We start from the raw sequence: 22,311 nt of genomic DNA, 5'->3' as shown, positions 1-22,311 counted from the left end.
ACGTCGGGTCGCTTCCCCCGTCCGTTCCTCAGGCGTCCCCCTGCACCCGGGCGTGCTGATGCATGTCGTGCCAGCCGTCCGCGTGCAGATGCGCGCTGCGCCGCATGCCCTCCGCGGCGAAGCCGACCTTGGTGGCCACCCGGCAGGACGCCTCGTTACGGTCCGAGTGCACGAGTTCGAGCCGGTGGAACCCGACCTCGTCCAGCGCCCAGTCGGCCACGGTGGTGAGGGCGCGCGGCGCGACGCCTCTGCCGCGGGCGCTCGCCAGGACCCAGTACGCGCACTCGGCGCGCCCCTGCTGAAGATCCATCCAGCGCAGGGCCATCCGGCCGAGCACCTCGCCGCCGGCGGCCTGCGTGATCACCCAATGGGCCGCGCGCTTTTGCTCCCAGCCCCGGCGGTAGGCCGCGATCCGCTCCCGGGCCTCCGCCGGCGAGGCCACTCGCTGCATGTGCCAGCGCCGGATCAGCGGATCCTCGTATGCGCGCTGCAACACGGGGACGTCGTCATCGGCCCAGGGCCGTAACAGCAACTCACCGTCCTGCGAAGGGATCGAGGGCTGAACGGAAGCGGAGAGGCTCCCGGCGGGGACGACGGGTGTGGTGGTGAAGGTCATGGAGGGCATCATCGCCGTGCCGGTCGTGCGCTGCCGCACCCGGACGACGTCCTGACGGGGGTCCGCACCCCGGCGCGGTTTCGCCCGCCCGGCGCCCACCTGACATCATCGCGCGCATGGCTGAACGCGTGATCGCCGCATGTGACGGTGCCTCGAAGGGAAACCCCGGACCCGCGGGCTGGGCCTGGGTCGTCGGCGATGACGCGGGCACCGCGACCCGCTGGGCGGCCGGCCCGCTGGGGACCGCGACGAACAATGTCGCGGAACTCACGGCGCTGGAACGGCTGTTGACGGACCTCGATCCGGCCGTACCGGTGGAGATCCGGATGGATTCCCAGTATGCGATGAAGGCGGTCACCACGTGGCTGCCCGGCTGGAAGCGCAACGGGTGGAAGACCTCGGCGGGCAAGCCGGTCGCCAACCAGGGCCTCGTGATGCGTATCGACGAGCTGCTCGCCGGGCGCACGGTGGAATTCCGGTACGTGCCCGCCCACCAGGTGGACGGCGACCCGCTCAACGACTTCGCCGACCGCGCCGCCAGCCAGGCCGCCACCGTCCAGGAGCCCGCCGGGAGCGAGCTGGGCTCCCCGGAGCCGCCGCCCTCGCCCGACACCCCCCGCACCGGCGGCACCCGCCGTCGCACCAACGGCTCTTCCGCGAAGGCCGGAGCGTCCGCGGCACGGCGGCGCACCTCGGGGGCCTCGTCACGGACCCTGAAGGCCAAGTTCCCCGGCCGCTGCCGCTGCGGCCGCTCGTATGCGGTGGGCGAGCCCCTCGCGAAGAACGCCGACGGCTGGGGGCACCCGGCGTGCCGCGGCGCGGACGACGCGTAACCCGCCCCACCGGCCCGCCCCTTCCGGTCCCGGCCGTCCCGCCGCTCGTCCCGGTCGGCAGCCACCGCCGTAATCCGGTTGCCCCCGGCCCGCCCCGCCCCAACGATGACCGCATGGACGACGCCCCCACACCTTCCGCCCCACCCCTCCGCATCCGCCCCGCCACCCCCACCGACGCCCCGGTCATCGCCGCCGTCCATCAGGCGTCCCGCCGCGCCGCCATGCCGTACCTCCCGCCCCAGCGGCACACCGACGCCGAAGTCACCCGCTGGATCCGCGAGATCGTGCTGCCCCAGTGCCACACCCTGGTCGCGGCCCGCGGCCCGGAGCTGCTCGGCTACGCCGCCGTGCAGGGCGACCTCCTCGACCACCTCTACCTCCGCCCGGACGTCCGCCGTACCGGCATCGGCAGCCTCCTCCTCGCCGCAGCCCAACGGCTGAGCCCCGGCGGACTGACCCTCCACGTCTTCCAGCTCAACACCGACGCCCGCGCCTTCTACGCCCACCACGGCTTCACGGTCGTCGCCACCGGCGACGGCAGCGACACCATGGAAAACCTCCCCGACCTGACCCTGCGATGGACGCCCGCCCCGCCCTCTCCTCCGGGTTCTCCCTGACGCTTCCCCTAAGGGATGTCACAGCTCAGCAGCAAACCCCACCCACTCTCCGTGCTCGGCCACCCGATCCCCGGGGACCAGGTACTTTCGAAGGCGTGGCTGGATTCAGGATGGGTCGCGGACGGGATCCCCGTTCCGCACAGGACGGGCAGCAGCAGGCGCAGCAGGGGCAGCAGGCTCCGTACGGGCAGCAAGGGCCGTACGGGCAGCAGCCCCCGCCTCCGCACGGGCAGTGGCAGGCCCCGCAGCAGTACGGCGGCGGCCCCCAGGGCGGACCCCAGGGCGGACACGGCGAGCCCGAGTACTTCGGCGACGGCGGCTACGACCCCCGGCAGGCGGCGCACGCGCCGTACTCCCAGGACAACAACCCCGGCAGCACCCGCCAGTTCAGCATCGGCGAGGCCCCGGACGCGCACGGCTCGGACGGCTACGGCCCTTACCCCGACCAGTACGACAACGGCCCCGGTCACGGCTCCGACGGCCAGTACGGGGACGGCGGCACCTACCGCGCCGGCCAGACGACGGCGCCGCCGGCCGGCCCCCGGCTGCACTGGAAGCAGCTGCTGTCCGGCATCGTGCTGCGTCCCGCGCCCACGTTCTGGCAGATGCGCGACCACACGGTGTGGGGCCCGGCGCTGACCGTCACGTTGATCTACGGTCTGCTCGCGGTCTTCGGCTTCGACAAGGCCCGCGAGGATGTGCTCAACGCCACCCTCTCCAACATCATCCCCTGGGTGGGGATCACCGCCGTGATGTTCGTCATCGGCAGCCTGATCCTGGGCACGGTCACGCACACCATGGCCCGCCAGCTCGGCGGCGACGGCGCCTGGGCGCCGACCATCGGCCTGACCATGCTGATCATGACGATTTCGGACGCTCCTCGGCTGCTTTTCGCCATGTTCCTCGGCGGCGACAGCCCCCTCGTCCAGGTCCTGGGCTGGCTGACCTGGCTCGCGACCGGCTTCCTGCTCACCTCCATGGTCAGCAAGTCGCACGACCTGCCCTGGCCCAAGGCGCTCGGCTCCGCCGCCATCCAGCTCGTCGCGCTGCTGGCGCTGGTGAAGCTCGGCACGCTGTAACCCGTTCCTCCCGGCCTTACGCACGCCGAAGGGCCCGCTACGACGATCCGTAGCGGGCCCTTCGCATGCCCGGACCGTCAGGCGAACCGCTGCCCGGCCGACCCGTCGCACGCCTGCAACCGCAGCGGCTCCTTCGCCCCGCCCAGCGTCAGGCACAGCGAGGCCGCCGCGGCGGGCCGGATCTCCCCGCCATCGGCCCGTACGAACTGCTGATGGGCCGCTCCCGAGCAGTTCCACAGCACCAGCGCCGCCCCCGCGTCGTACCGCCCGCCGGGGACGTCCAGGCACCGGTCCTGCGTCAGCCCCACATGCACCGACTTCTGGCCGGGGTCGTACCACCAGTTCTGGTTCCGCTGCCCGTTGCAGTCCCAGCCACCGACCGCCGTCCCGTTACGACTCGACGCGCCGGCGGCATCCACACAGCTCCCCGTACCGGCATTCTTCAGCGGCCGGTACGCGTCGTCCCAGGCCCCGGCGTACAGCTTCGGCTGCCCGGTGCTCGCCGGATCCGCGCAGGACGCCTCCCGCAGCCCCGACGCCGCGTACAGCTGCGTCAGACACGACGCGAACGCACCGTGCCCGCGCACATTGGGGTGGAACGACTGCCGCACCGAATTCGAGTCCGGCGGGAAGGGGTTGGAGATATTGATGTACAGCCCACGGGCCCAGGCGTCCTCCATGCACACCTCGTGCCCGTGGAAGAGCCGTGAGGCATCGAGATAGACCGCCCCGGTCTCCCGCGCGGCCTTCCTGGTCCCCGCCTCGAATGCGGGTACCGCGGCATTACGCCCCCACCCCGCATCCGACGTATATCCCGTACAGCCGCCCGGCAGCTTCCCGGGGAATTTCGGATTGTCCTCCACATCCGGGCCGATGGGACTCGGATACGACATCACCACGAGCTTGTAGTCGCCGTCCGCGTATCCCGCGTCCCGCATGACGGTCCGCAGATCGTTCACCGTCTGCTCGACCTTCGGCACCAACCCGTCGACCCGCGCCTGCCATCCCGGCTGGTATTTCGGTTCACAGGTCCCCTGCAGCAGGAACCAGCGCTCGACGCAATCCGTCATCACCGGCCCGAACTGCAGATCATCGTTGGCCCCGGCGACCAGCAGCACCATCTTCAGCCGCGTATTGCGCGCCTTGATCGCCAGGCTGTCGCTCTGCACCAGCTCGTCCGGATACTGCTTGCTCCCGCCGATCCGGATATTCCCGCTGTACGCCCCCGAACAGGCGACGTTGTAGGTCACATCCGCCGCGATGCCCGTCCGGTGAATCGCGGAATCCGGCGAGCGGTGACACCAATTGCCGGGCCCGTCGGTCCCCGGCTCGTACGTCCCGACGCCCTCGCCCGAGATCTCGCTGTCGCCCAGCGAGATCAACGAGGTCTTCCGCTCCCCGACCGGCCGTTCCGCCGGGTCGCCGTACAGCTTGGTGGCCTCCTCGGCCCGGATCTTCTCCAATTCGGGCGGCAACGGCTTCCCGGCCACGGTGGCCGAATGGACCACCGGACCGGCGGTGGCCGCCGTGGCCCCACCGGTACCGCCCACCACCAGGCCCACCGCGCCGACCGCCGCCCATAGGGCCAGCCACCTGGGCCTGCTCACCCATCGCGCCCGTCTCACCCGTCCCGGCGTGCTCGCCGACCCCGGCGAACCCGACCATCCCGCACGCACCATTGGGCCTCCCCACCGGTCTGCTGTTACCGCCGGTTTCTACTCGGAGGTAGTCACCGGTGGAACACCCGGAACGGTATTGGCCGAAAGCCGCGCAGCCGGACGCGGTGGCGGGCGACCCGCCTGTCAACTCCCTGACAAAGCAACGGAGTCGGCTATCACTCAGACGTCAAGAACCTGATTCTTCGGCCGCACCACCGCCGGCTCCGCACTCCACGCGCCATGGCCCCACGCCCCGCCCCCCACTCCCCGGAGCAAGTGAACGGGATGAGGTCGGGATGAGGTAGCACCGTCCGATCCGACCGACCTCAAGCCGATCACCGGCGCCTCCCCCTCCCCCGATAACCGCCCCGATAACCGCCCTGATTTCTGCCCGGGTTTCGAATAATCCGGCAGCACGTAAAATCCGACGTGGCGGGAGCGACGACATATCCCTCACCCGAAGAACGGGCGCGAACCGAACGTGGGCGCCATAGTGGAGATCGGACGGCTCGGATAGCGGACCTTTGGGCGAGGCAATTCTGCCTACATCGCCATCGGTCGATCTACCTCTTGTTTTCCCGAAGCCGAAGATTGACCCTTGACTTATGTTCTGCGTGGGGTCGCTGATATCCAATTGCGCTCATTATTCAGAGGTGCGGCTCCAGATCAGGGGGGCGGAACCAGTACGCCTCAGCTGCTGCCGGTCCCGCCCCCCTACATCAGTGTCATGCCCTGCTCACGGCCGGCTTCTCACGATCGCACGCGGGCGAAATCGCAAGCACTGCAGCGAAAGGGGAATGCCATGAGAGGGAAACTCGCGCTGAGCTCGGCCGCGATAGTTGCGCTGGCCGGAGGTATTTCAGCTATCGGTGCCATGCCGTCCTCCGCCGCCGCCCCGGAACAGAGTTGCCGGGTCTCCGGAAATACAGTGACGGGCCAGAATTTTGCACCCAATGCGTCCTTCAGTGTTTCTCCCGGTGGGGCGGCTGCGCGTTCATCTGCTGACGGACGCATCGGACCGACCGCTGTTTCGGGCGCAGGCCCGTTCTCCGTAGGCCCCGTGTCCTGCGCCGGGGGCACGGCATCGACAGGAAGCGGAGCCGCCACCGCCGTAGCTGCCGGAACGAGCGCCGCACAAGCGGCGAAGAGCCAAGGCGCCTCCGCGCAGGCGGCGAAGGCGCAGGGCGTAGCGGCAACACAAGCCAAGGCAACAAGCCTCGGCCTGTCGCCGACGGTGATCAACCAAACCACTAATCAAACGAACGCCACTCTGAACCAGACGACCGCCACTCTGAATCAGAATGTCAATTCGCCCGGTTCGAGCATCAACACCACGGGCAAGTCGACCGGTTCCACCCCTGACAAGACCCCCACCACCCCAGGCACCCCCGGGACGACCCCCACCACCCCAGGGACAACGCCCACCACCCCGGGCACGACACCAACCACCCCCGGCACCACACCCACCACCCCCGGGACGACCCCCACCACTCCCGGCACCACACCTACGACCCCCGGGACGACCTCCACCACTCCCGGCACCACACCCGCTGGTTCCACCACAGGCACATCCGCCGCCTCCACGACGGGCACCGCGGCTGCTACCACCACCGGCACACCGCCCGCCACCACAGACACATCGACGGGCAAGTAGTTCGCTCGTCCCGCCGGCCGCCGGCTGCGCGCGTCACTGGTGGAGACCTTCCGCAGGACCCGACGGCGTCCCGGACGGCCGGCACCCTCGCGGCGGCCGGAGACAAGGCGCTTGCCGCTCTCCGCGCGGCGACGGCACAACTCCCTGAGTGTGGCGGTCGCGCGGAGACCTGGTCAGCGGGGCGACGGCACCGTACCCATCGGTCCGCACCGGCGTCCGCAGGCAGCTGATCCCTCCATGGCCACGCGCCTCATCGACAGGAGGGCAGCGGCAGGGTTCTACAAAGCGTCGCGCGACGGCGTGATCGGTGTGCCGGACTTCCGGCAGGGAGGCAGCACGGACCACGGGAAGTTGATCCACTCGTCCGTGCGCTTCCACACGTACTCGCACTTCACCAGCGAGTGCGACTTCTCATAGATCACCGCGCTACGGACCTCCGCCACCGTCCCCTGGCAGAAGTCGTGCACCAGCTTCAGCGTCTTTCCGGTGTCCGCGACATCGTCGGCGATCAGCACCTTCTTCTGCGAGAAGTCGATCGCGTTCGGCACCGGCGCCAGCATGACCGGCATCTCCAGGGTGGTCCCCACCCCGGTGTAGAACTCCACATTCACCAGGTGGATGTTCTTGCAGTCCAGTGCGTACGCCAGACCGCCCGCGACAAACACCCCGCCGCGCGCGATGGAGAGCACGATGTCGGGCTCGTACCCGTCGTCCGCGATCGTCTGCGCCAGCTCCCGGATCGCCCCGCCGAACCGCTCGTAGGTCAGGTTCTCCCGCACGTCACTCATGTATCTCTCTCAGACCTTCTGTCGTCTCTCGCGGCCGCGGCTCAGACCTGCGTCCGGTGAAAGTTCATGAACGACCGGGACGGCGTCGGGCCGCGCTGCCCCTGGTAGCGCGAGCCGTACCGCTCGCTGCCGTACGGGTGCTCGGTCGGCGAGGTCAGCCGGAACATGCACAGCTGCCCGATCTTCATGCCCGGCCACAGCTTGATCGGCAGCGTCGCGACATTGCTCAGCTCGAGGGTCACATGCCCGCTGAACCCCGGGTCGATGAACCCGGCGGTCGAATGCGTCAGCAGCCCCAACCGGCCGAGGCTGGACTTCCCCTCCAGCCGCGACGCGAGATCGTCCGGCAGCGTGATGACCTCGTACGTCGAGGCCAGCACGAACTCGCCCGGGTGCAGGATGAACGCCTCGTCCCCCTCCGGAACGACCTCCCGGGTCAGGTCGGCCTGCTCGACGGCGGGGTCGATGTGCGGGTAGCGGTGGTTCTCGAACACCCGGAAGTAACGGTCGAGGCGCACATCGATACTGGACGGCTGCACCATCGACTCGTCATAGGGGTCGATGCGCACCCGACCAGCGTCGATCTCGGCCCGGATGTCCTTGTCTGAGAGAAGCACGCAGACGAGGATACGCGCCCGCACCGCCCCCGCCGCACGGCGAGGGCCCGGCCCCCCGAGGGGGCCGGGCCCTTCCCACTTCTCTCCCGTACTGCTCGCGCTGCGTCTGCTCCGCCCGCTACCGCTTGGCGTACTCCACGGGCACCGACTGACGCAGCCGAGCGCAGCGCGGGCAACGCAGCAACCGCCCGGGACCGAGCCGGTCGGTGGTCTGCATGGGGAACGAAGCGGTGCTGAACACGTGGCCCTCGGCACAACGTACGACGGTGCGCTCCATCAAGTCCCTCTCCCAACTGCGTGGACAACAAAAGCCACATTAGGGGATGAACTGGGCGGCCTCACACGCGGCACTCCGGGCTCCAACGGTACGCCCCAACTCCCGCGCCACACAGCCGCATCCCACCCCCGCGACCGTGTCCCACGCCACCCTCCGGCGAACCCACCGGCACCGTTCCCGCGCCCCGAAAACGCCAAATGCACCGACGGTCGGCGATGGGGTAGAGTGTGCGACGATGCTTCGCTCTTCATCCGAGCGAGTCACGCGGGTGTAGTTTAATGGTAGAACATGAGCTTCCCAAGCTCAGAGCGCGGGTTCGATTCCCGTCACCCGCTCCATAGTTGAGGCCCAGGTCAGCGACCTGGGCCTTTTTCGTTGACTGAATCCCTCAGAGCCGCGTGCCATCCGCGTGCCGCAAGTGCCGCAACGGCACGTCAGATTGGCCCCTCCCCAGCCGCCGACGTCTCGGGGGTCGCGAAAATCCGGTCCAGGTGGTGATGGAGTACCGCGACGGCCGACTCCGGACTCCGCTGGCCCACGAGGATGCTGGTGCCCATGGTCGCCGTCATTGCGAGCAGACTGATCGCCTCCGTGCGCGCGTCGGCGCCGGGATCGGCCAGGCGGGACGCCTGGGCCTCTTCGAGCAGTCCGGTCAGGACGTTCTCCGCGGCGTCGGGGTTGTCGATGAAGGGCTGGGCGGCCAGCGCGTCGTCGGTCACGGACAGGATCGAGTAGGAGCTGTAGAGGAGGTGGAAGGTGCGGCTCTCCTCGTCGGTCGGGAGAGAGGCCAGCAGCAGCGCCTCGATGGTCGCGCGCGGGCCCGGGTTCGGGCCGATGGCGCGGAGGCGGGCGCCCATCCGTGCGGTGAAGCGGCTGGTCAGGAGCTGGAGCCCGTAGAAGAGCAGCTTCGCCTTGGTCTCGAAGTAGTACTGCACGAGCCGGAGTGACACGCCGGCCTCTGCGGCCACATCGCGCATGCCGACGGCGTGCAGCCCTCGACGCCCCGCGACCTGGATGAGCGCCTCGGCGATCTGGGTGCGCCGTTCCTCGTGGTCCACGTGCTTTGGCATGTGCCGGTGTCTCCGCCCCTCGGTGTCGGGTTCGCGGTCCGGCTCAACCCGGACCTCCTTTATGGTACCGCCGTATCACCATCGTGATACGGTCGTATTACGAAGAACGGATCTCCCCGGAGGTGCCCCCGTGCCCGAGAACACGACCCGTGTGCGCCGCGATGTCGGCCGCTACGTGAACGACGAGCTGCGCGACCGCTACTTCGGCGCCTGCGACGCCGTCTACGCGATGGGTGCGCCCGCCCGCTCCGAGACGGACGTCGAGACCAGCTTCGGCACCACGCACGTCTACCGGTACGGCCCCACGGATCCGGCAGCCGAGTCCCGTACGCCTGTGGTCCTGATTCACGGCGCGGGCTACTGCTCGGCGATGTGGTACCCCAACACCCCCGCGCTCAGCGCCGAACGGCCCGTCTACGCGCTCGACACCCCCGGCGACGCCGGGCGCAGCATCCACCGCGAGCCCATGTGGCAGCCGGAGCGCGCAGCCCAGTGGCTCGACGAGACGCTCGACGCCCTCGGCCTCGACCGGGTCCACCTGGTCGGCTCCTCGTACGGCGGCTGGCTGGTGCTCAACATGACCCACCGCCGGCCCGGACGGCTCGCGTCGGTCACCGCCCTCGACCCCGGCGGCCTGGAGAAGGTGGGCCTGCGCTTCTTCGCCTGGGTCTTCGTCGGTCTCTTCGCCAGCTTCGCCCCCAAGGCGCTGCGCCCGCGCCTCGCCTCCTGGCTGGAGCAACCGGTCCTCGTCGTTCCCGAGTTGCGGAGGTGGATCCAGGCGGGCGCCCGCGCCTTCCGGATCCGCCGCCCCGCGCCGCTGCCGCTGACCGAGGACGCGCTGCGCTCCATCCGGACCCCGCTCTACCTCGTCATGGGCAAGCGCAGCCTGCTGGTACACCCGCAGCGGCAGTTGGAGAGGGTGCCGCGGCTGATCCCCGGAGCCCGCGCCGAGATCATCGCCGCGACGGGCCACGGCCCGCAGATCGACCACCCCGACGTGATCAACGCCCGGATGTTGAGCTTCATGGAGGACATCGACTCCCTCGACCCGGCCGCGGCCGACGGCGTGGTCGACGCGTAGGACCTGCGGCTGGGGACACCGGCACCGGCGTGGCGGCTGCAAAGCCATTGGCTCCTTGAAGGCCCCCCATTTTCACAGGTCAGATGCCATACGAATGCCCAACGCACCATGGCTTCCCAAGCTCAGAGCGCGGGTTCGATTCCCGTCACCCGCTCCATAGTGAAGGCCCAGGTCGGAGGCCTGGGCCTTGTTTGTTGTCCAGATCTCTTAGGGGGCAGCCGGCCCTATCTGACGACGGAGGCGCAGATTTCGCGAACAGTGAGACGCATCTTCTGCGACGCGGGTCACCTGCGCCTGAGGGGTCGTGAGATTGCGGATGCACAACTGGTCCTGGGTGACGGGATGCATGCCGGAAGCTGTCTCAGCTGGTCGGGTTCCGTCGTGTCGAACTGCGGCCACGCCTGGGTGGCGGTCCTGGCGGAGGCGGACCGGGGCAGGCCCCAGGGTTCCGGACCGGGTCGGCTCAGTCCGTGTCCGCCAGGACGGAACGCAGTGCTTGCGTGATCGCCGCGTCGTCCGCGCCGAGCGTCCGGGCCTCATCCCGGAATCGCCGGGCCAGCGAGGCGAGTTCCTCGGGAGAAGGGCGCTTGGCCGAGGGGGGTGGGGGCGCCACCCGGGTGCCCGCACCACGCCGGGTGCGGATCAGGCCGGCGGCCTCCAGCTCCCGGTAGGCACGGGCGACCGTGCCGGCAGCCAGTCCCAGATCGGATGCCAACTGCCGGATGGTCGGCAGCCGTTCGCCCTCCGGTAGTCGTCCCGAGGCGATCAGGGTCGCGAGCTGGGCACGGATCTGCTCGTAGGGAGGGACGGGAGTGGCGGTGTCCACCCGCACGGCCGGGCCGGTCACCACCGGGGCGCCTTCGGCACGACGAGGGTGTACAGGCACCAGATCGCGGTGCCCAGGGAGACCAGAGAGAGGGGAAGCAGGACCCAGGCGGCCATGCTCCCGAGTGTGCCGTCGCAGCTCAGCCCGCGCAGCGACCCGGCGGCACTCCACGCGGTGCCGGCCAGGGGAGCGGCGACCAGCAGGCCCCACGCTGCGGTGATGGCCTGCGCTCGGTCCCGGCGCGCCTGGTCATCTCCGGGGCGGCGGGTGAGGTGCCGCAGGGCATAGGTGCAGGCGCCGGTGCCGAGGGCCAGGGAGGCGAGGGCCGGACCTGCGTAGAAGGACCCGGGCCAGGGGCCATGGGACTCGGTCACGCCGGAGCAGGCCATCTTGAGCACGCGTCCCGCCCGGCCCATGTCGTCGGGGGAGCCGATCGCGGTCGCGGTGGCGAGGAGCGCGATGAGCAGGGCCGCCTCGATGAGCAGCAGCACCGTCAGCCGGGGCGGGACGTAGTCGCGGATCCGGCGCGGGGCGAGTGCGGCGGTGCGGACGGTGCCGTGAGGGCGGGCCGTGATGTATGCGCCGAGCAGTACACCAGCCGCGGCGCAGAGGCCGAACGCGGGTAGGGCGATCAGGGCTCCGGCCCCGAGCCCGCCGGACTTGTCGATCAGGTAGAGGGAGAGGAGGACGCCTGCAGTCAGGCCGCCGAAGTGTGCGTAGCGGTCGGCGCGGGATGCAGGCGGAACGGTGTCGAGCATGAGGGGACCCCCCGATGTGTGCACTTGTATCAAGCCATAGATACAAACTGTGGGTACAAGATGGCCCACCGGGGATCTTGTGTCAAATACTCAGTACAAGAAGGTCGGGCAGTGGGGCGATCCGCCCCGGACACGGAAGACGTCGTCCCTACGAGCGACAGCCCGCCTCCAACGCGCCGGCGAACCAGATCACTTGAGACGGGGACCAGACCGTCGGAGACGGGACGCCTGCGCTCCGGAGGGCGAACGCGCTCCGCTGTCCCTCGCAGAAACTTGGCTCCCCCCGTACCCGTCTTCTGCGCGACAGGCGATGAAAGGGGCAATGGGTACCTTCGACGGCAAGGGGCAGTGGGACCGCGGATGATGGGACCAACAGAGGTGACGACAGTGGTCTCGGGCGTGCTGTACCTGGCCACGGTGACAGCACGGGCCACACGAGCACGTGATCAACAACGAACGATCCGCGCGGTGACCGAGCTGCTCGTGCAAAGCGGCCGGAGCACGTCAGCGCACCAACGGACCGGTGCAGGGGAGTGGTCCGTGGACATCAGGGCGCACAGTCAGCGCACCTCGCGCTCGGACCTTGGCTCCACGAGTGGCATCACCGTCCGGTGAGCCACACGCAGCACAGCAGCGACGGCCAGGTAGCTCAAGAGGTGAACCAGCGAGACATGATGCGGGCGTTCTACCTCGCTCAGCATCCACGCCTCTGGCGATTCGTGGTACGCCGCGTACCCGATCACGGTGATGCAGAGGACGTCTGTCAGGAAATCTGGCGCATGTTCTTTGTGCGCTACGACCACTATGTCACTTTCTATGAGAAACCAGAGATTGCCCTCTACCGCAGCGCACGCTGTCGGATCGCGGACTACTGGCGCCGAAGAGGGACAGCAGAATTGACAGACCCGCACGATGTGGATGCACTCGCCGGTGCCGTGACATTGGATTCACTGGGGATTACCGAGAGGCGTATTGACCTCCAGCGGGCACTGTCGTGGTTACCCGCCAGGCAGCGTGAGGCGATGGGGCTGCACTACCTCGACCAGTTGTCGGTTGCGGAAACCGCTTCGCTCATGGGGGTCAGCGCCGACGGGGTGAAGAAGCTGGTTCAACGAGCGCTGGCCACCCTGCGCACAACGCGATCCCTGGAGACCTACCAGCCCCCCGTAGGAGGTGGAACGCGATGACCCACTACAACAACCACGGCCTCGGAGACATTGAGGCCGACTCGCCGGCCGGTGGCTTCGAGGAGGTCATGCATGGGCTCGATGCGATGACGCCGGAACAACGCGCAGCCTTGGAGCTCCAGGCAGAGCAGGCGGAGCTCGGTCATGATGCATACGCCCTGGGAATGGAGTATCGGGGGCAGGGGCGACTGCGCCAAGCGGAACGCTGGCTGCGCACAGCCGTGCGATACCAAGTAAGCGGCGCACAACTCATGCTCGACGAAATCTCCGATGCATTGCCCACTGCGGGCTCCGGCACAACGACGCTGGAGCGGCCGTGCCGATTGGCCGCCGCGATCTCGCCCACACCGGATGCCCCGGCCGTTCAGCGGCCTGCACCGGACGGACTTGATATCCAGCAATCCCACCTCAAGGCTGGGCCGACCGTGCAGCGCATTCTGCTTGGCGCCCAACTGCGTCGTCTGCGCGAGGCAGCCGAACTATCCTCCCAGCAGGCCACAAAGGCCATTTGCCGATCCGGTGCGTACCTGGCGCGGCTGGAATGCGGACGGCGTGCCCCGAATGAGGCGGATCTGCTTGCGCTTCTGAAGCTTTACGGCGTCACCGACCCGCACACCCTCAACCAGTTCGTCGAACTGGCCAGGGGCTGCAATGAGGTTGGATGGTGGCACAGCTACTCCGACGTGATGCCGGACTGGTTCCAAGCACACCTGGACCTGGAGCAGGCCGCCTCAACGATCCGTACCTTCGAGACGCAATTCATTCCCGGCCTACTGCAGACGCCGGCCTACGCCACAGCGGTCACTCGCCTGGGGGACCCGACTGCCTCGGCGAAAGAGGTCGAAAAGCGTGTGACCCTGCGCCTGCGCCGACAGCAGATCCTGCACGGACCCAATCCTCCGCATCTCTGGGCGGTCGTCGATGAGGGCGCACTCCAGCGACCCCCTTGTGGTGCTGAGGTGATGCGTGAGCAGCTCCGACACATCAGAACAATGGTGAAACGTCCGAACATTGCGATGCAGATCCTGCCCTTTGCTCAGAGCTCTGGGACCGGCCATCCCGTAACCATCTTCCGCTTCGAGGAATCGGACTGCCCAGATATCGCCCATTTCGAACAACTATCCGGCGGCGTCTTCGTGAACAGGCGAGAAGAAGTCGATTCCCAGCGCCGCCTCTTCAGCCAACTTTCGGTCCAAGCCACGTCCCCCTCCTCAACCGTCGACCTGCTCGACCGTCTCATCGAAGAACGCAGTGCGGCATGCACCCCCTGGGCAGCCACCGTCCCCAATGACGTTGGCCATACCATCGGCGGGCCGTCAGATTCCCTCGCCCGGACCCACTCGTCACATGAGCTTGAACTGAAGTCTGGAGCGAAGGCGGTGGAAGCCCTCGACGAACTCCTCGCCAAAGCCGGCTGACAAAGCCGGCTGACAAGTGCGGCTGCCGACGCATTCAGACCGGGAATGCGTGGACAGCCTTGTGTCCTTTCACATATCAGCCGAGAGGCCAGGGCAGGAACGACATCGCGTCATTCCTGCCCCTGGCAATCAGGCTTCCCGCACCACCCGTTGCCGGGCGGCCGCCTTGTCGCCGCGGCAGCCGCTCCGGCTGTGGCCCGGGGGCCCGGTCATCAGGCCAGTCGGCGCTTTCCGTAGGCCTTACCGAGCCGTACCACGACGACCAGCATCGCGACCAGCAGGGCGGAGCTGAGTACCGGGACCAGGTCGACCGGCAGGGTGTAGGCCATCACCACGCGTGCCGCGGAGTCCAGGAGGAACGCCGCGGACCACGCGCCGGTCATCACGCGCATGGTTCGTCGGAAGCCGGGTGACCCTTCCCACCTGGCTTCCCACTCGCGGGCGGTGGCATCGGGGAGCAGTTTGACGGTCGCCATGTACACGAACGGGCGCCGGGTGGGAACGGAGCCTGCCATCCACAGCCCCAGGATCGCGGTGAAGTAGCTCTCCCTGGCCAGGAGAAGCCGCGGATCACCGGTGAGCAGGGTTACCGCGGCGCTGCACGCCGTGAGGCTCAGCGTGAACAATGTCGTTCCGCTGACCCTGCGTTCAGTCGCCAGCCGCCGTATCAGCTGGACGACCGGCACCACACTGCTCACTACGAGCGCCAACCACTGGTTCACCCCCGCCAGGCGTAGGCCGTAGTAGAGGCCGAGCGGGACCGCCACATCCCCGAGGAACGTCCGGACCATTTCCCGGCTGGGAGTGCGTCGTCGGCCGACTGCCGATTCGCCCGCCCGCGAAGCCGCCTCTTCACCGGTCGGCACCGGGCTCTTCTCGGCGATGCTCACCGACGTCTGCATGTTCATGGTCTCGTTCCTCCTCAGGCGAAACCCATTCTTCGCGCGATGGCGAGGCGCCGGCAGGTCCGACTGTCACCGGTCCGGCAGTACAAATGTCATGCGTGCACGTCACTTGAGGAGGAACGCGCCGCGATCGGCCCTGTGCACACGCCCCCGATGACCGGGCCCGGCTTGCTCCTCCGGGTCCGCCTCCGTTGTCAGTGGTGCTGACCCCCAGGCCGCCCACGGCTCGGCTTCACCCGCTTGCGCGCGATGCGTTCGCGGGACGTGAGTGTGGCGTTTCCGGAACGTCAGTGGCCCCGGGAAAAGTGGTGTCCACACCGCGGGAACGGCCAAAGAAGACTCCCGCACGAAAGCAGGGGGAACCCGATCATGCGTACTTCCCGGATTCGTACCGCCGCCCTGGCCGCCGTCACCGCCGCGCTGGCGCTGGGCCTGACCGCCTGCGGCGGCGCCGACGGCGACTCGAAGGCGGCGGGCGGCGACAACGCCGCCGGTACCGCGCAGAGCCGGTCCGCGTCCAACGGCGGCGGCCAGGACGGTGCGGAGCAGGCCAACGGCGGCGGCGACGCCAAGGAGGGTGCGCGCTCGACGACCGCCTCGGGCGGGACGGAGGCGGCCGCGGGCAAGGGCACGACGGCCGGCGCCCAGCAGTGCCGCGGCGACGAGATGCTGCTCACCGCGGTGCACCGATTCGCCGGGCAGCAGGGCGACCATCTGCTGGTCACCGCGTCGAACAAGGGCACCAAGCCGTGCTGGGTCACCTCGTACCCGGCCGTGAAGCTCGGCGACGTCGACAGCGCCGCACTGCCGCACTCGAAGAAGGACAACCCCGGCGGCGACAAGCGCATCACGCTCCAGCCCGGCGGCAAGGCATACAGCGCGGTGAACCTCTTCGACTACGGCTCGAAGAACCACACGGCGCAGTCGTTCGCCCTCGCGCTGCGCGGCGCGGACGGTCACGACGGCCCCTCCTACTCCGTCGCCCTCCAAGGCGAGAAGCCGCAGTTCAGCTGGAACGAGGCCGACGTGCTGAACTGGAACACCCAGAAGCCGTACGACTTCTGACGGCCCATCGGCCCGCCGACCCGCAGGTCAACTGGCTGATGGAGCGGGAAGCCCAGGCCCGTCTCTCCGACGACGGCTGGCCGGTCCCGGCGCTAAGGGCTGTCCCTTAGGCGCTCGACGTGAGGAACGCGCCCGACAAGGCCGGGAACAGCAGATCCAGCGCCTCTCCCGTAGCGTGCGGCCCTGTCCCCCGTACAGGGCCGCACACCGTGTGAAGGCGCTTGCTCATCGGCCGGATAACCAGGCCGCTACCGGTGGATGCGCCACCGAGCCGCCCCCGTCCCCGTACCGGGGCAGGAGGGCGTGCGCACAGCCAGTGTTGTTCCGGGTCGGGGCGTTGGCCATAGCACCCGGTCCACATGTCAGTTAGCAATCCGTGGACTCGCCGAGGCTGCCTGCCTTCTGCCGGTACTCACTCGGCGGAAGCCCGTGAGCGTTCCGGAAGGCTCTGCTGAAGTCTCCTGCACGGGGGAAGCCCCAGCGTTCGGCAATGCAATGAACGGGAACGCATCGCATTGCCGGGTCGGCGAGTTCACGGCGCGCACCCTCCAGTCGACGCCGGCGGATCCAGGCGGCAACGGTGGCCTCCTCTTCTTCGAAGAGACGGTGCAGATAGCTGGTGGACAGGTGGTGTGCGGCCGCGACGGTAGTGGGGGTGAGCTGCGGATCGTGCAGCTGCTGCTCGATGTAGTTCTTGATGCGCAGCACAAGGGTGCGCTTACGGGTATCGGGCGGGACGAGGGATTCGTCCTCGGCGGCGTGCGCGAACAGTGCGGCGACCAGGTCGACGGCGACCTGGCCCAGCCTCGGACCGTCTTCGGGCCGGTACGAGGCGGCGTCCCTGGCCACTTGGAGGCAGAACTGGGACAGCAGCGCGCCGATGCCCGGCTGGGCCGGCACCCGTCGTGGCAGCGTGTGGCCGGCCATCTTCCGCGACAGCGGTATGGCTGCCTTGGGGAGCTCCAGGCCCACAATGCTCACGGGGTCTTTGCCGGTGCGGATCTCCCAGGGCATCGCGGAATCGTTGAAATGCAGGTCAGCGGGCCGGTAGATGGCCTCTTGATCGTCCCACGTGCCCACGCCGGTCCCGGTGATGACCAGGGAGACGTGGTACAGCTCCGGGTCGGACCGCCGGATCAGTTTCGGAGTGCGCTGAATGACCAATTGCTGGAAGGTCGCCGGCCACAGCGACACGCCTCCCAGACTCAGCACACGCTGCTGGGCGCGGAAGTCATCGGCGTACTCGCTTCTCATCCGCACCGGGGCATGCGTCTGGCCCACGCATTCTTCCCAGTAGGCCAACCGATCCGCCACCGGCACATCGTCACTCCGGACAACCGTCTCGTGCAGCACGCGCCCTTCTCTCCCCGGCCAACAGTCGCGCAGGATCCAGCAGGAACAATAGGCGGCCGCAGAAGGGCCGCCATGAGCGGCAACACAGCATGCCGCCCGCTCCGCCGGCACCGGGATCACGCGGGCGCCTGGCGGTCACCGGCTTCCAACGGCGGTGCCGTACCTGGCGAACCGAGCGGTCCGGTCTGCGTCCGGCTCGGACGGGATCGCGCGGCACCTCGGGGCGGAGCGAGCCACCGCGCTCGCCGCACCGGGCTTCCGTTCTGCGCGTGGCAGCGGATGGCGCTGACGCGCAGTCGGGTGCCCTCCCGGAGGTCCTCGCCGCGGGCCTGCCCGCGCGCTCGCGGTCGACGTCCGGCGGCACGGCGCACGGTCTGGTTCGCCACCGTGCTGAGCAAGCACGGTGCGGTGCCGATGGAGGCGGGCCACGTCGAGCAGCGCAAGGCCGTACGCGACACCCGCCAATGCGTCTGGCTACGCCTGACCCCGCACGGGCGCGCGGCGTACCGGGCAGACCTCGCCGCCTTGCGCGCCGTTGTCGGGCCCGTGACCGACTGACACAGCGCGGAGCGCCCCCGTGCGCCCGGCAAGCCGGTCGGACAACCAGGGGCGTTGGGGCGCCCCACGGGGCAGTCGGTGAAAAGTCGTGGGACCTGCAGGGGTGGCTTTTGCATTCGATCCCGATAACGAATTCAGGGGGTGGGCGTGGTGGGACGTGGCGCAGGCAGGGGACCGGCAGGTGCGCGTATGGGCCGATAGCCGGGGGGAGTCGTTCTTCGCTTGTGACGCATTGCGCCGGCTTCTGCACACGGCCGGCGCGGACGAGGTCTCAGGGCCTTTTCCGGCAGACGCGTCGGAGTGGGTGCGAGAAATCGCTGGGGAGTGAGGATGAGAGCAGCCGCCGACCGTGAGTGTCGGCGGCGCCACGGCCGCCGGGAAGCGGGGCGGTGCTGCCCGCTGGTGCGGCAGCGGCTGTTAGTGAGGCGTTATCGGTGCGCTAGTGATCCCCGTGAGAGTCATATGCATCAAAGGCGTCGGCTGAGGGATCGTTGCGGTCTTCGGCTTCCCGGCCCGCCCATTGAGCAGGGGGTGCACACGATGCAGGAGATGACGTCGGACGACGACGGTCGCGCCGGGACGGCCGCGACGTCAGGGCGATGTTGCAGATGAGCGCCGTCTGCGCTTTTGGGCACGCGGCGACCTCGGGGACGGGCAGGCTCGGCCGGGCCGGAGGGCGCGAAGGCCGCCGAGGGCTTCCAGGCCAGTTCCGCCGCTTCGGAGCGTAATTCGCCCGCGACCCTCCGTTGAAAATTCTTCTTTTTGGGGACGAAACGGAACCTCGACATCCGCCTTCCCCTCTCTCCAGGCGTCCCACTTCTCTGGGCGCCCCACTTACCAGAACTTCGAACGAATGCGACGGGGACCGTTATGCGTGAATTCAGCCGCCGGGGAATATTCGGACTTGGGATAGGCGCGGCGGCCGCGCTCTCCGTCGCCGGCTGCTCGTCCTCCGGGTCGTCGGCATCCGACAAGGTCGGAACCAGGCCCGGCCGGAAGACGCAGGCCAAGCCGATAGGCGACGGCTCGACCGCGTACACCGGAAAGCAGCCCAACCAGCCGCCCGCGCCGGAGAAGCTGAAGCCCGGCCAGAAGCCGCCGCAGTTCGTCGTCTTCTCCTGGGACGGGGCAGGCGAGGTGGGCAACGGCCTTTTCCCCCGGTTCCGCAAGCTCGCCAAGGACCACAACGCCTCGATGACCTTCTTCCTTTCCGGGCTGTATCTGCTGCCCGAGTCGAAGAAGCGCATGTACCGGCCGCCGAACAACCGCGTCGGCGCCTCCGACATCGGCTATCTCTCCGATGACCACGTCAAGGCGACGCTGAAGAACGTGCGCGAGGCGTGGCTGGAAGGCCACGAGATAGGCACCCACTTCAACGGCCACTTCTGCGGCACCGGCGCGGGCTCGGTCGCGCACTGGACCCCCGCCCAGTGGGACGACGAGATCGAGCAGGCCATGTCGTTCGTCACCAAGTGGCGGACCAACACCGGCTTCACCGACCTCGACCCGCTGCCCTTCGACTACAGCAAGGAGCTGGTCGGCGGCCGTACGCCGTGCCTGCTCGGCCAGGACAACCTGCTGCCCACCGCGCGGCGGCGCGGCTGGCGGTACGACGCCAGCTCGCCCGGCGGCCTCCAGGTCTGGCCCGACAAGAAGCAGGGCCTGTGGAACTTCCCGCTCCAGCAGATGCCGTTCCCCGGCCACTCCTTCGAGGTCCTCTCGATGGACTACAACATCATGGCCAACCAGTCGAAGAACTCCACCAAGGCGCCGCCGGCCAACTACCCGGGATGGCGGCAGCAGGCCACCGACGCCTATATCTCCGGATTCAAGCGGGCCTACGAGACCAACCGCGCGCCGTTCTTCATCGGCAACCACTTCGAGCAGTGGAACGGCGGCATCTACATGGACGCCGTCGAGGAGACGATCAAGCACATCGCCGACGACAAGCACAAGGACGTCCGGATGGTCTCCTTCCGCCAGCTCTGCGACTGGCTGGACGCCCAGGACCCGCAGGTCCTCGCCGACCTGCGCCGGCTCGGGGTGGGGCAGCAGTTCACCGGACGCGGCTGACGTCGCTCCCGGCGGCGAACGGGCGGTCCTGGGGCCGGTCGTCGGTCGCCGACCGTCAGGCCAGGTCCAGCAACTGCTCGTAGAAACCGCCGAATCCGTTCGCCTCGTCCACCAGGTGGACCTCCAGGATCCAGTGGCAGCGCCATCCCGCCCGGTCGGTGCGACGGATGGGGTGGCCGTTGTCCGGCACGATGTACGACTCCCGCTCGGCGCCGTCGATCGACTCGTGCGGGAACTCCCCGACGAGGTGGCCCGCGTGCCAACCGCCCAGGGTCCAGCCGGCCTCGGTCGCCAGCCGCTCCACCTCGGCGTACAGCTGCTTGCCCGTGATGTCGGGGTCGGCCTGGAAGGCCCGCCTGCCCCCGGCGAAGACGGTCGCCAAGTCCTCCCGCAGCCGGTGCTTTGCCGGGTCGTCGCCGAAGACGAAGGTGCGGCCGAAGTCCGCTTCGTACTCCTCGAAGATCGGGCCGAAGTCGACGAAGGCGATGTCGCTCTCCGCGATGACCCGGTCCGGCGGATTCTCCCGGTACGGGAACAGGGTGTGCGGACCCGAGCGGACGATCCGCTTGTGCCAGTGCTTCGTCGTCCCGAACATCTCGTTCGCCAGATCCCGGATCCGGTCGCTGACCTCCCGCTCACCGGCCCCGGGCGCCACCAGGCGGCGCGCTTCGACCTCGGCGAACAGGGCCGCTGCCTTGCGTTGCGCCTCCACCAGACCCAGGACGCGCAGCTCCTCGTCCATGCGATCAGGTACGCCCATGGTGGTGCTCCTCTTCCCCTTGCGGTGTCGCGCGCACGATGACGAGCGAGCCTTCGTAGAACGGCCGGCGGCGCAGATGGCCGAAGCGTGCGTCCCACCGGCCGGAATCCAGGTCGTCACGCAGGCGCGTGGTGAACCGCTCGCGCACGCGGTCGTCGACGAAACTCCAGGCCGAGCATGCCTGCCGCGCCGCCGGGTCCAACAGCATCTCGGGGCGCCCGTAGTACGCCTCGTTGAAGCCGTCCGTACAGTCCAACGGGATCGGCACGGACTGCACGCTGCCGACCGCGCCGAGCGAGGCGGCCATCTTCTCGATCGACGGGTACCGACGGGCCTCGGTGTCGAGGACCTCGGGCGCGTACTCGTACAGCCAGAAGTCCCGTACCAGCCCCGGATCACAGGTCAGCACCACCACCGGGCCCCGGGCCACCCGCCGCATCTCGCGCAGACCCGCCTCGACATCGCTCCACTGATGGACGCTGAACAGCGTCATCGCCCCGTCGAACTCCCCGTCCCCGAACGGCAGGCTCTCCGCCACCGCGTTCACCGCCCGGGGCAGGCTCGCCGCGCGCTGCGCACGCATCGCCTCGGACGGCTCCACGGCCGTCACGGCCGGAGCCGCCGACTCGTAGGACCCGGAGCCGGCACCGACGTTGAGCACCGTGCGGGCACCGCCCAGGGCGTCCGCGACGAACCGGGCGATGCGGGGATCGGGACGGCGGTGGCTCAAGTAGCGGGAGCCGATGCGTGCGTAGTCGACGTCACCTGCGCTGCCGTCCAGGCTGCGTACATCCATGGATCCGTACCTCGCCTTGTGAGCAGGAATCGGGAAGGTCGCCCCGCCTGTCGGCAACCACATCCCTCCCATACTGCAACTGCGATGCTGATTCGTACATCACCTGGCAAATGCTTGGGGCAATCCCCCAAATAGCTCCTACATGTGACCTGGAGGCCACTCCAAGGCCGGACCTCACGCGAGCACGGCAGCGAGACCGACTCGGGCCGGGATCCCCGTTCGGTACACGCCCTAAGGGCTGTCCCGTAATGCCTGGTGGATCAGCGCACGGCGTCAGATGCGGTGCATCGCAAGGCGGAGGGACGTCCGGATACTGGGCGTA

The 22,311-nt window shown here is 68.8% G+C and carries 21 protein-coding genes and 1 tRNA gene; 10 read left to right on the top strand and 12 right to left on the bottom strand.

Annotation, left to right across the window (positions count from 1 at the left end; all coding sequences use genetic code 11):
• Window positions 1–28 precede the first annotated feature (28 nt).
• Complete coding sequence (locus tag ACIGWZ_RS37630) at window positions 29–616, bottom strand: GNAT family N-acetyltransferase (RefSeq protein ID WP_400072247.1); 588 nt, start codon at window positions 614–616, stop codon at window positions 29–31.
• 104 nt (window positions 617–720) lie between these two features.
• On the opposite strand from ACIGWZ_RS37630, the gene ACIGWZ_RS37625 reads away from it, so the two are divergent.
• From ACIGWZ_RS37625 to ACIGWZ_RS37615, 3 genes are all read left to right on the top strand, one after another.
• Window positions 721–1,449 (top strand): ribonuclease H, encoded by a 729-nt coding sequence (locus ACIGWZ_RS37625; RefSeq protein ID WP_400072405.1) that lies wholly within the window; start codon window positions 721–723, stop codon window positions 1,447–1,449.
• Window positions 1,450–1,562: 113 nt separating this feature from the next.
• Entirely contained in the window at window positions 1,563–2,066 is a 504-nt protein-coding gene (locus ACIGWZ_RS37620; RefSeq protein ID WP_400072246.1) for a GNAT family N-acetyltransferase, read from the top strand.
• Between the two features lie 110 nt (window positions 2,067–2,176).
• Window positions 2,177–3,145 carry a Yip1 family protein gene (locus tag ACIGWZ_RS37615; protein WP_400072403.1) on the top strand — a complete coding sequence of 323 codons (969 nt, stop codon included), beginning with the start codon at window positions 2,177–2,179 and terminating at the stop codon, window positions 3,143–3,145.
• A gap of 77 nt (window positions 3,146–3,222) precedes the next feature.
• Here ACIGWZ_RS37615 and ACIGWZ_RS37610 read toward each other — a convergent pair whose 3' ends face one another.
• From ACIGWZ_RS37610 to dcd, 4 genes are all read right to left on the bottom strand, one after another.
• Window positions 3,223–4,824 carry a ricin-type beta-trefoil lectin domain protein gene (locus ACIGWZ_RS37610; RefSeq protein ID WP_400072245.1) on the bottom strand — a complete coding sequence of 534 codons (1,602 nt, stop codon included), beginning with the start codon at window positions 4,822–4,824 and terminating at the stop codon, window positions 3,223–3,225.
• 1,275 nt (window positions 4,825–6,099) lie between these two features.
• Window positions 6,100–6,453: a hypothetical protein gene (locus ACIGWZ_RS37605; RefSeq protein ID WP_400072244.1), complete on the bottom strand. Its 354-nt coding sequence runs from the start codon at window positions 6,451–6,453 to the stop codon at window positions 6,100–6,102.
• 282 nt (window positions 6,454–6,735) lie between these two features.
• Window positions 6,736–7,245 carry a phosphoribosyltransferase gene (locus ACIGWZ_RS37600; protein WP_400072243.1) on the bottom strand — a complete coding sequence of 170 codons (510 nt, stop codon included), beginning with the start codon at window positions 7,243–7,245 and terminating at the stop codon, window positions 6,736–6,738.
• 41 nt (window positions 7,246–7,286) lie between these two features.
• A complete protein-coding gene (dcd, locus tag ACIGWZ_RS37595) occupies window positions 7,287–7,862 on the bottom strand; it encodes a dCTP deaminase (protein ID WP_400072241.1) in 576 nt (191 codons plus the stop codon).
• A 541-nt stretch (window positions 7,863–8,403) separates the two neighbouring features.
• Here dcd and ACIGWZ_RS37590 point away from each other — a divergent pair.
• A tRNA-Gly gene (locus ACIGWZ_RS37590) sits at window positions 8,404–8,477 on the top strand.
• A 96-nt stretch (window positions 8,478–8,573) separates the two neighbouring features.
• Here the strand turns inward: ACIGWZ_RS37590 and ACIGWZ_RS37585 are convergent.
• Window positions 8,574–9,209, bottom strand: a complete 636-nt coding sequence (locus tag ACIGWZ_RS37585) for a TetR/AcrR family transcriptional regulator (protein WP_393721121.1) — start codon at window positions 9,207–9,209, stop codon at window positions 8,574–8,576.
• A 130-nt stretch (window positions 9,210–9,339) separates the two neighbouring features.
• Here ACIGWZ_RS37585 and ACIGWZ_RS37580 point away from each other — a divergent pair, with 130 nt between their 5' ends.
• Complete coding sequence (locus ACIGWZ_RS37580) at window positions 9,340–10,290, top strand: alpha/beta fold hydrolase (RefSeq protein ID WP_393721120.1); 951 nt, start codon at window positions 9,340–9,342, stop codon at window positions 10,288–10,290.
• 463 nt (window positions 10,291–10,753) lie between these two features.
• Here the strand turns inward: ACIGWZ_RS37580 and ACIGWZ_RS37575 are convergent, their stop codons facing one another.
• Both ACIGWZ_RS37575 and ACIGWZ_RS37570 read right to left on the bottom strand, forming a co-directional pair.
• Window positions 10,754–11,137, bottom strand: coding sequence for a GntR family transcriptional regulator (locus ACIGWZ_RS37575; RefSeq protein ID WP_400072240.1), 384 nt, complete (start codon window positions 11,135–11,137; stop codon window positions 10,754–10,756).
• Window positions 11,134–11,874, bottom strand: coding sequence for a hypothetical protein (locus tag ACIGWZ_RS37570; protein WP_400072238.1), 741 nt, complete (start codon window positions 11,872–11,874; stop codon window positions 11,134–11,136). The genes ACIGWZ_RS37575 and ACIGWZ_RS37570 overlap by 4 nt, the downstream gene beginning before the upstream one ends.
• A gap of 611 nt (window positions 11,875–12,485) precedes the next feature.
• On the opposite strand from ACIGWZ_RS37570, the gene ACIGWZ_RS37565 reads away from it, so the two are divergent.
• Both ACIGWZ_RS37565 and ACIGWZ_RS37560 read left to right on the top strand, forming a co-directional pair.
• Window positions 12,486–13,061 carry an RNA polymerase sigma factor gene (locus tag ACIGWZ_RS37565; RefSeq protein WP_400072236.1) on the top strand — a complete coding sequence of 192 codons (576 nt, stop codon included), beginning with the start codon at window positions 12,486–12,488 and terminating at the stop codon, window positions 13,059–13,061.
• Window positions 13,058–14,479: a helix-turn-helix domain-containing protein gene (locus tag ACIGWZ_RS37560; RefSeq protein ID WP_400072234.1), complete on the top strand. Its 1,422-nt coding sequence runs from the start codon at window positions 13,058–13,060 to the stop codon at window positions 14,477–14,479. Before ACIGWZ_RS37565 ends, ACIGWZ_RS37560 begins: the two co-directional genes overlap by 4 nt.
• 212 nt (window positions 14,480–14,691) lie before the next feature.
• Here the strand turns inward: ACIGWZ_RS37560 and ACIGWZ_RS37555 are convergent, their stop codons facing one another.
• Complete coding sequence (locus ACIGWZ_RS37555; protein WP_400072232.1) at window positions 14,692–15,387, bottom strand: VC0807 family protein; 696 nt, start codon at window positions 15,385–15,387, stop codon at window positions 14,692–14,694.
• 366 nt (window positions 15,388–15,753) lie between these two features.
• On the opposite strand from ACIGWZ_RS37555, the gene ACIGWZ_RS37550 reads away from it, so the two are divergent.
• The gene (locus tag ACIGWZ_RS37550; protein ID WP_400072230.1) at window positions 15,754–16,449 is read left to right on the top strand and encodes a DUF4232 domain-containing protein; all 696 of its coding nucleotides are present in this window, start codon (window positions 15,754–15,756) and stop codon (window positions 16,447–16,449) included.
• Between the two features lie 366 nt (window positions 16,450–16,815).
• Here the strand turns inward: ACIGWZ_RS37550 and ACIGWZ_RS37545 are convergent, their stop codons facing one another.
• On the bottom strand, window positions 16,816–17,802 hold the full coding sequence (locus tag ACIGWZ_RS37545; protein WP_400072228.1) for a helix-turn-helix domain-containing protein: 987 nt from the start codon (window positions 17,800–17,802) through the stop codon (window positions 16,816–16,818).
• 387 nt (window positions 17,803–18,189) lie between these two features.
• On the opposite strand from ACIGWZ_RS37545, the gene ACIGWZ_RS37540 reads away from it, so the two are divergent.
• Window positions 18,190–18,360 (top strand): transcriptional regulator, encoded by a 171-nt coding sequence (locus ACIGWZ_RS37540; protein ID WP_400072226.1) that lies wholly within the window; start codon window positions 18,190–18,192, stop codon window positions 18,358–18,360.
• Between the two features lie 870 nt (window positions 18,361–19,230).
• Window positions 19,231–20,433, top strand: a complete 1,203-nt coding sequence (locus ACIGWZ_RS37535; RefSeq protein ID WP_400072224.1) for a hypothetical protein — start codon at window positions 19,231–19,233, stop codon at window positions 20,431–20,433.
• Between the two features lie 55 nt (window positions 20,434–20,488).
• On the opposite strand, the gene ACIGWZ_RS37530 is transcribed toward ACIGWZ_RS37535, so the two are convergent.
• Window positions 20,489–21,193, bottom strand: coding sequence for a M24 family metallopeptidase (locus tag ACIGWZ_RS37530; RefSeq protein ID WP_400072222.1), 705 nt, complete (start codon window positions 21,191–21,193; stop codon window positions 20,489–20,491).
• The gene (locus tag ACIGWZ_RS37525) at window positions 21,180–21,989 is read right to left on the bottom strand and encodes a class I SAM-dependent methyltransferase (RefSeq protein WP_400072220.1); all 810 of its coding nucleotides are present in this window, start codon (window positions 21,987–21,989) and stop codon (window positions 21,180–21,182) included. The genes ACIGWZ_RS37530 and ACIGWZ_RS37525 overlap by 14 nt, the downstream gene beginning before the upstream one ends.
• Window positions 21,990–22,311: the final 322 nt, after the last annotated feature.

This window comes from Streptomyces sp. NPDC053427 (genome assembly GCF_044544985.1).
Taxonomy (GTDB): domain Bacteria; phylum Actinomycetota; class Actinomycetes; order Streptomycetales; family Streptomycetaceae; genus Streptomyces.
The sequence above is the reverse complement of the archived record's forward strand: the minus strand, read 5'-3'. Positions and strand labels throughout refer to the sequence as shown.

Bases quoted from the DNA above. Each gene is read 5' to 3' on its own strand.
- ACIGWZ_RS37630 (WP_400072247.1), bottom strand. From the start codon at position 616: ATGACCTTCACCACCACACCCGTCGTCCCCGCCGGGAGCCTCTCCGCT.
- ACIGWZ_RS37620 (WP_400072246.1), top strand. From the start codon at position 1,563: ATGGACGACGCCCCCACACCTTCCGCCCCACCCCTCCGCATCCGCCCC.
- ACIGWZ_RS37615 (WP_400072403.1), top strand. From the start codon at position 2,177: ATGGGTCGCGGACGGGATCCCCGTTCCGCACAGGACGGGCAGCAGCAG.
- ACIGWZ_RS37610 (WP_400072245.1), bottom strand. From the start codon at position 4,824: ATGGTGCGTGCGGGATGGTCGGGTTCGCCGGGGTCGGCGAGCACGCCG.
- ACIGWZ_RS37600 (WP_400072243.1), bottom strand. From the start codon at position 7,245: ATGAGTGACGTGCGGGAGAACCTGACCTACGAGCGGTTCGGCGGGGCG.
- ACIGWZ_RS37585 (WP_393721121.1), bottom strand. From the start codon at position 9,209: ATGCCAAAGCACGTGGACCACGAGGAACGGCGCACCCAGATCGCCGAG.
- ACIGWZ_RS37570 (WP_400072238.1), bottom strand. From the start codon at position 11,874: ATGCTCGACACCGTTCCGCCTGCATCCCGCGCCGACCGCTACGCACAC.
- ACIGWZ_RS37560 (WP_400072234.1), top strand. From the start codon at position 13,058: ATGACCCACTACAACAACCACGGCCTCGGAGACATTGAGGCCGACTCG.
- ACIGWZ_RS37555 (WP_400072232.1), bottom strand. From the start codon at position 15,387: ATGAACATGCAGACGTCGGTGAGCATCGCCGAGAAGAGCCCGGTGCCG.
- ACIGWZ_RS37550 (WP_400072230.1), top strand. From the start codon at position 15,754: ATGCGTACTTCCCGGATTCGTACCGCCGCCCTGGCCGCCGTCACCGCC.
- ACIGWZ_RS37535 (WP_400072224.1), top strand. From the start codon at position 19,231: ATGCGTGAATTCAGCCGCCGGGGAATATTCGGACTTGGGATAGGCGCG.
- ACIGWZ_RS37530 (WP_400072222.1), bottom strand. From the start codon at position 21,193: ATGGGCGTACCTGATCGCATGGACGAGGAGCTGCGCGTCCTGGGTCTG.
- ACIGWZ_RS37525 (WP_400072220.1), bottom strand. From the start codon at position 21,989: ATGGATGTACGCAGCCTGGACGGCAGCGCAGGTGACGTCGACTACGCA.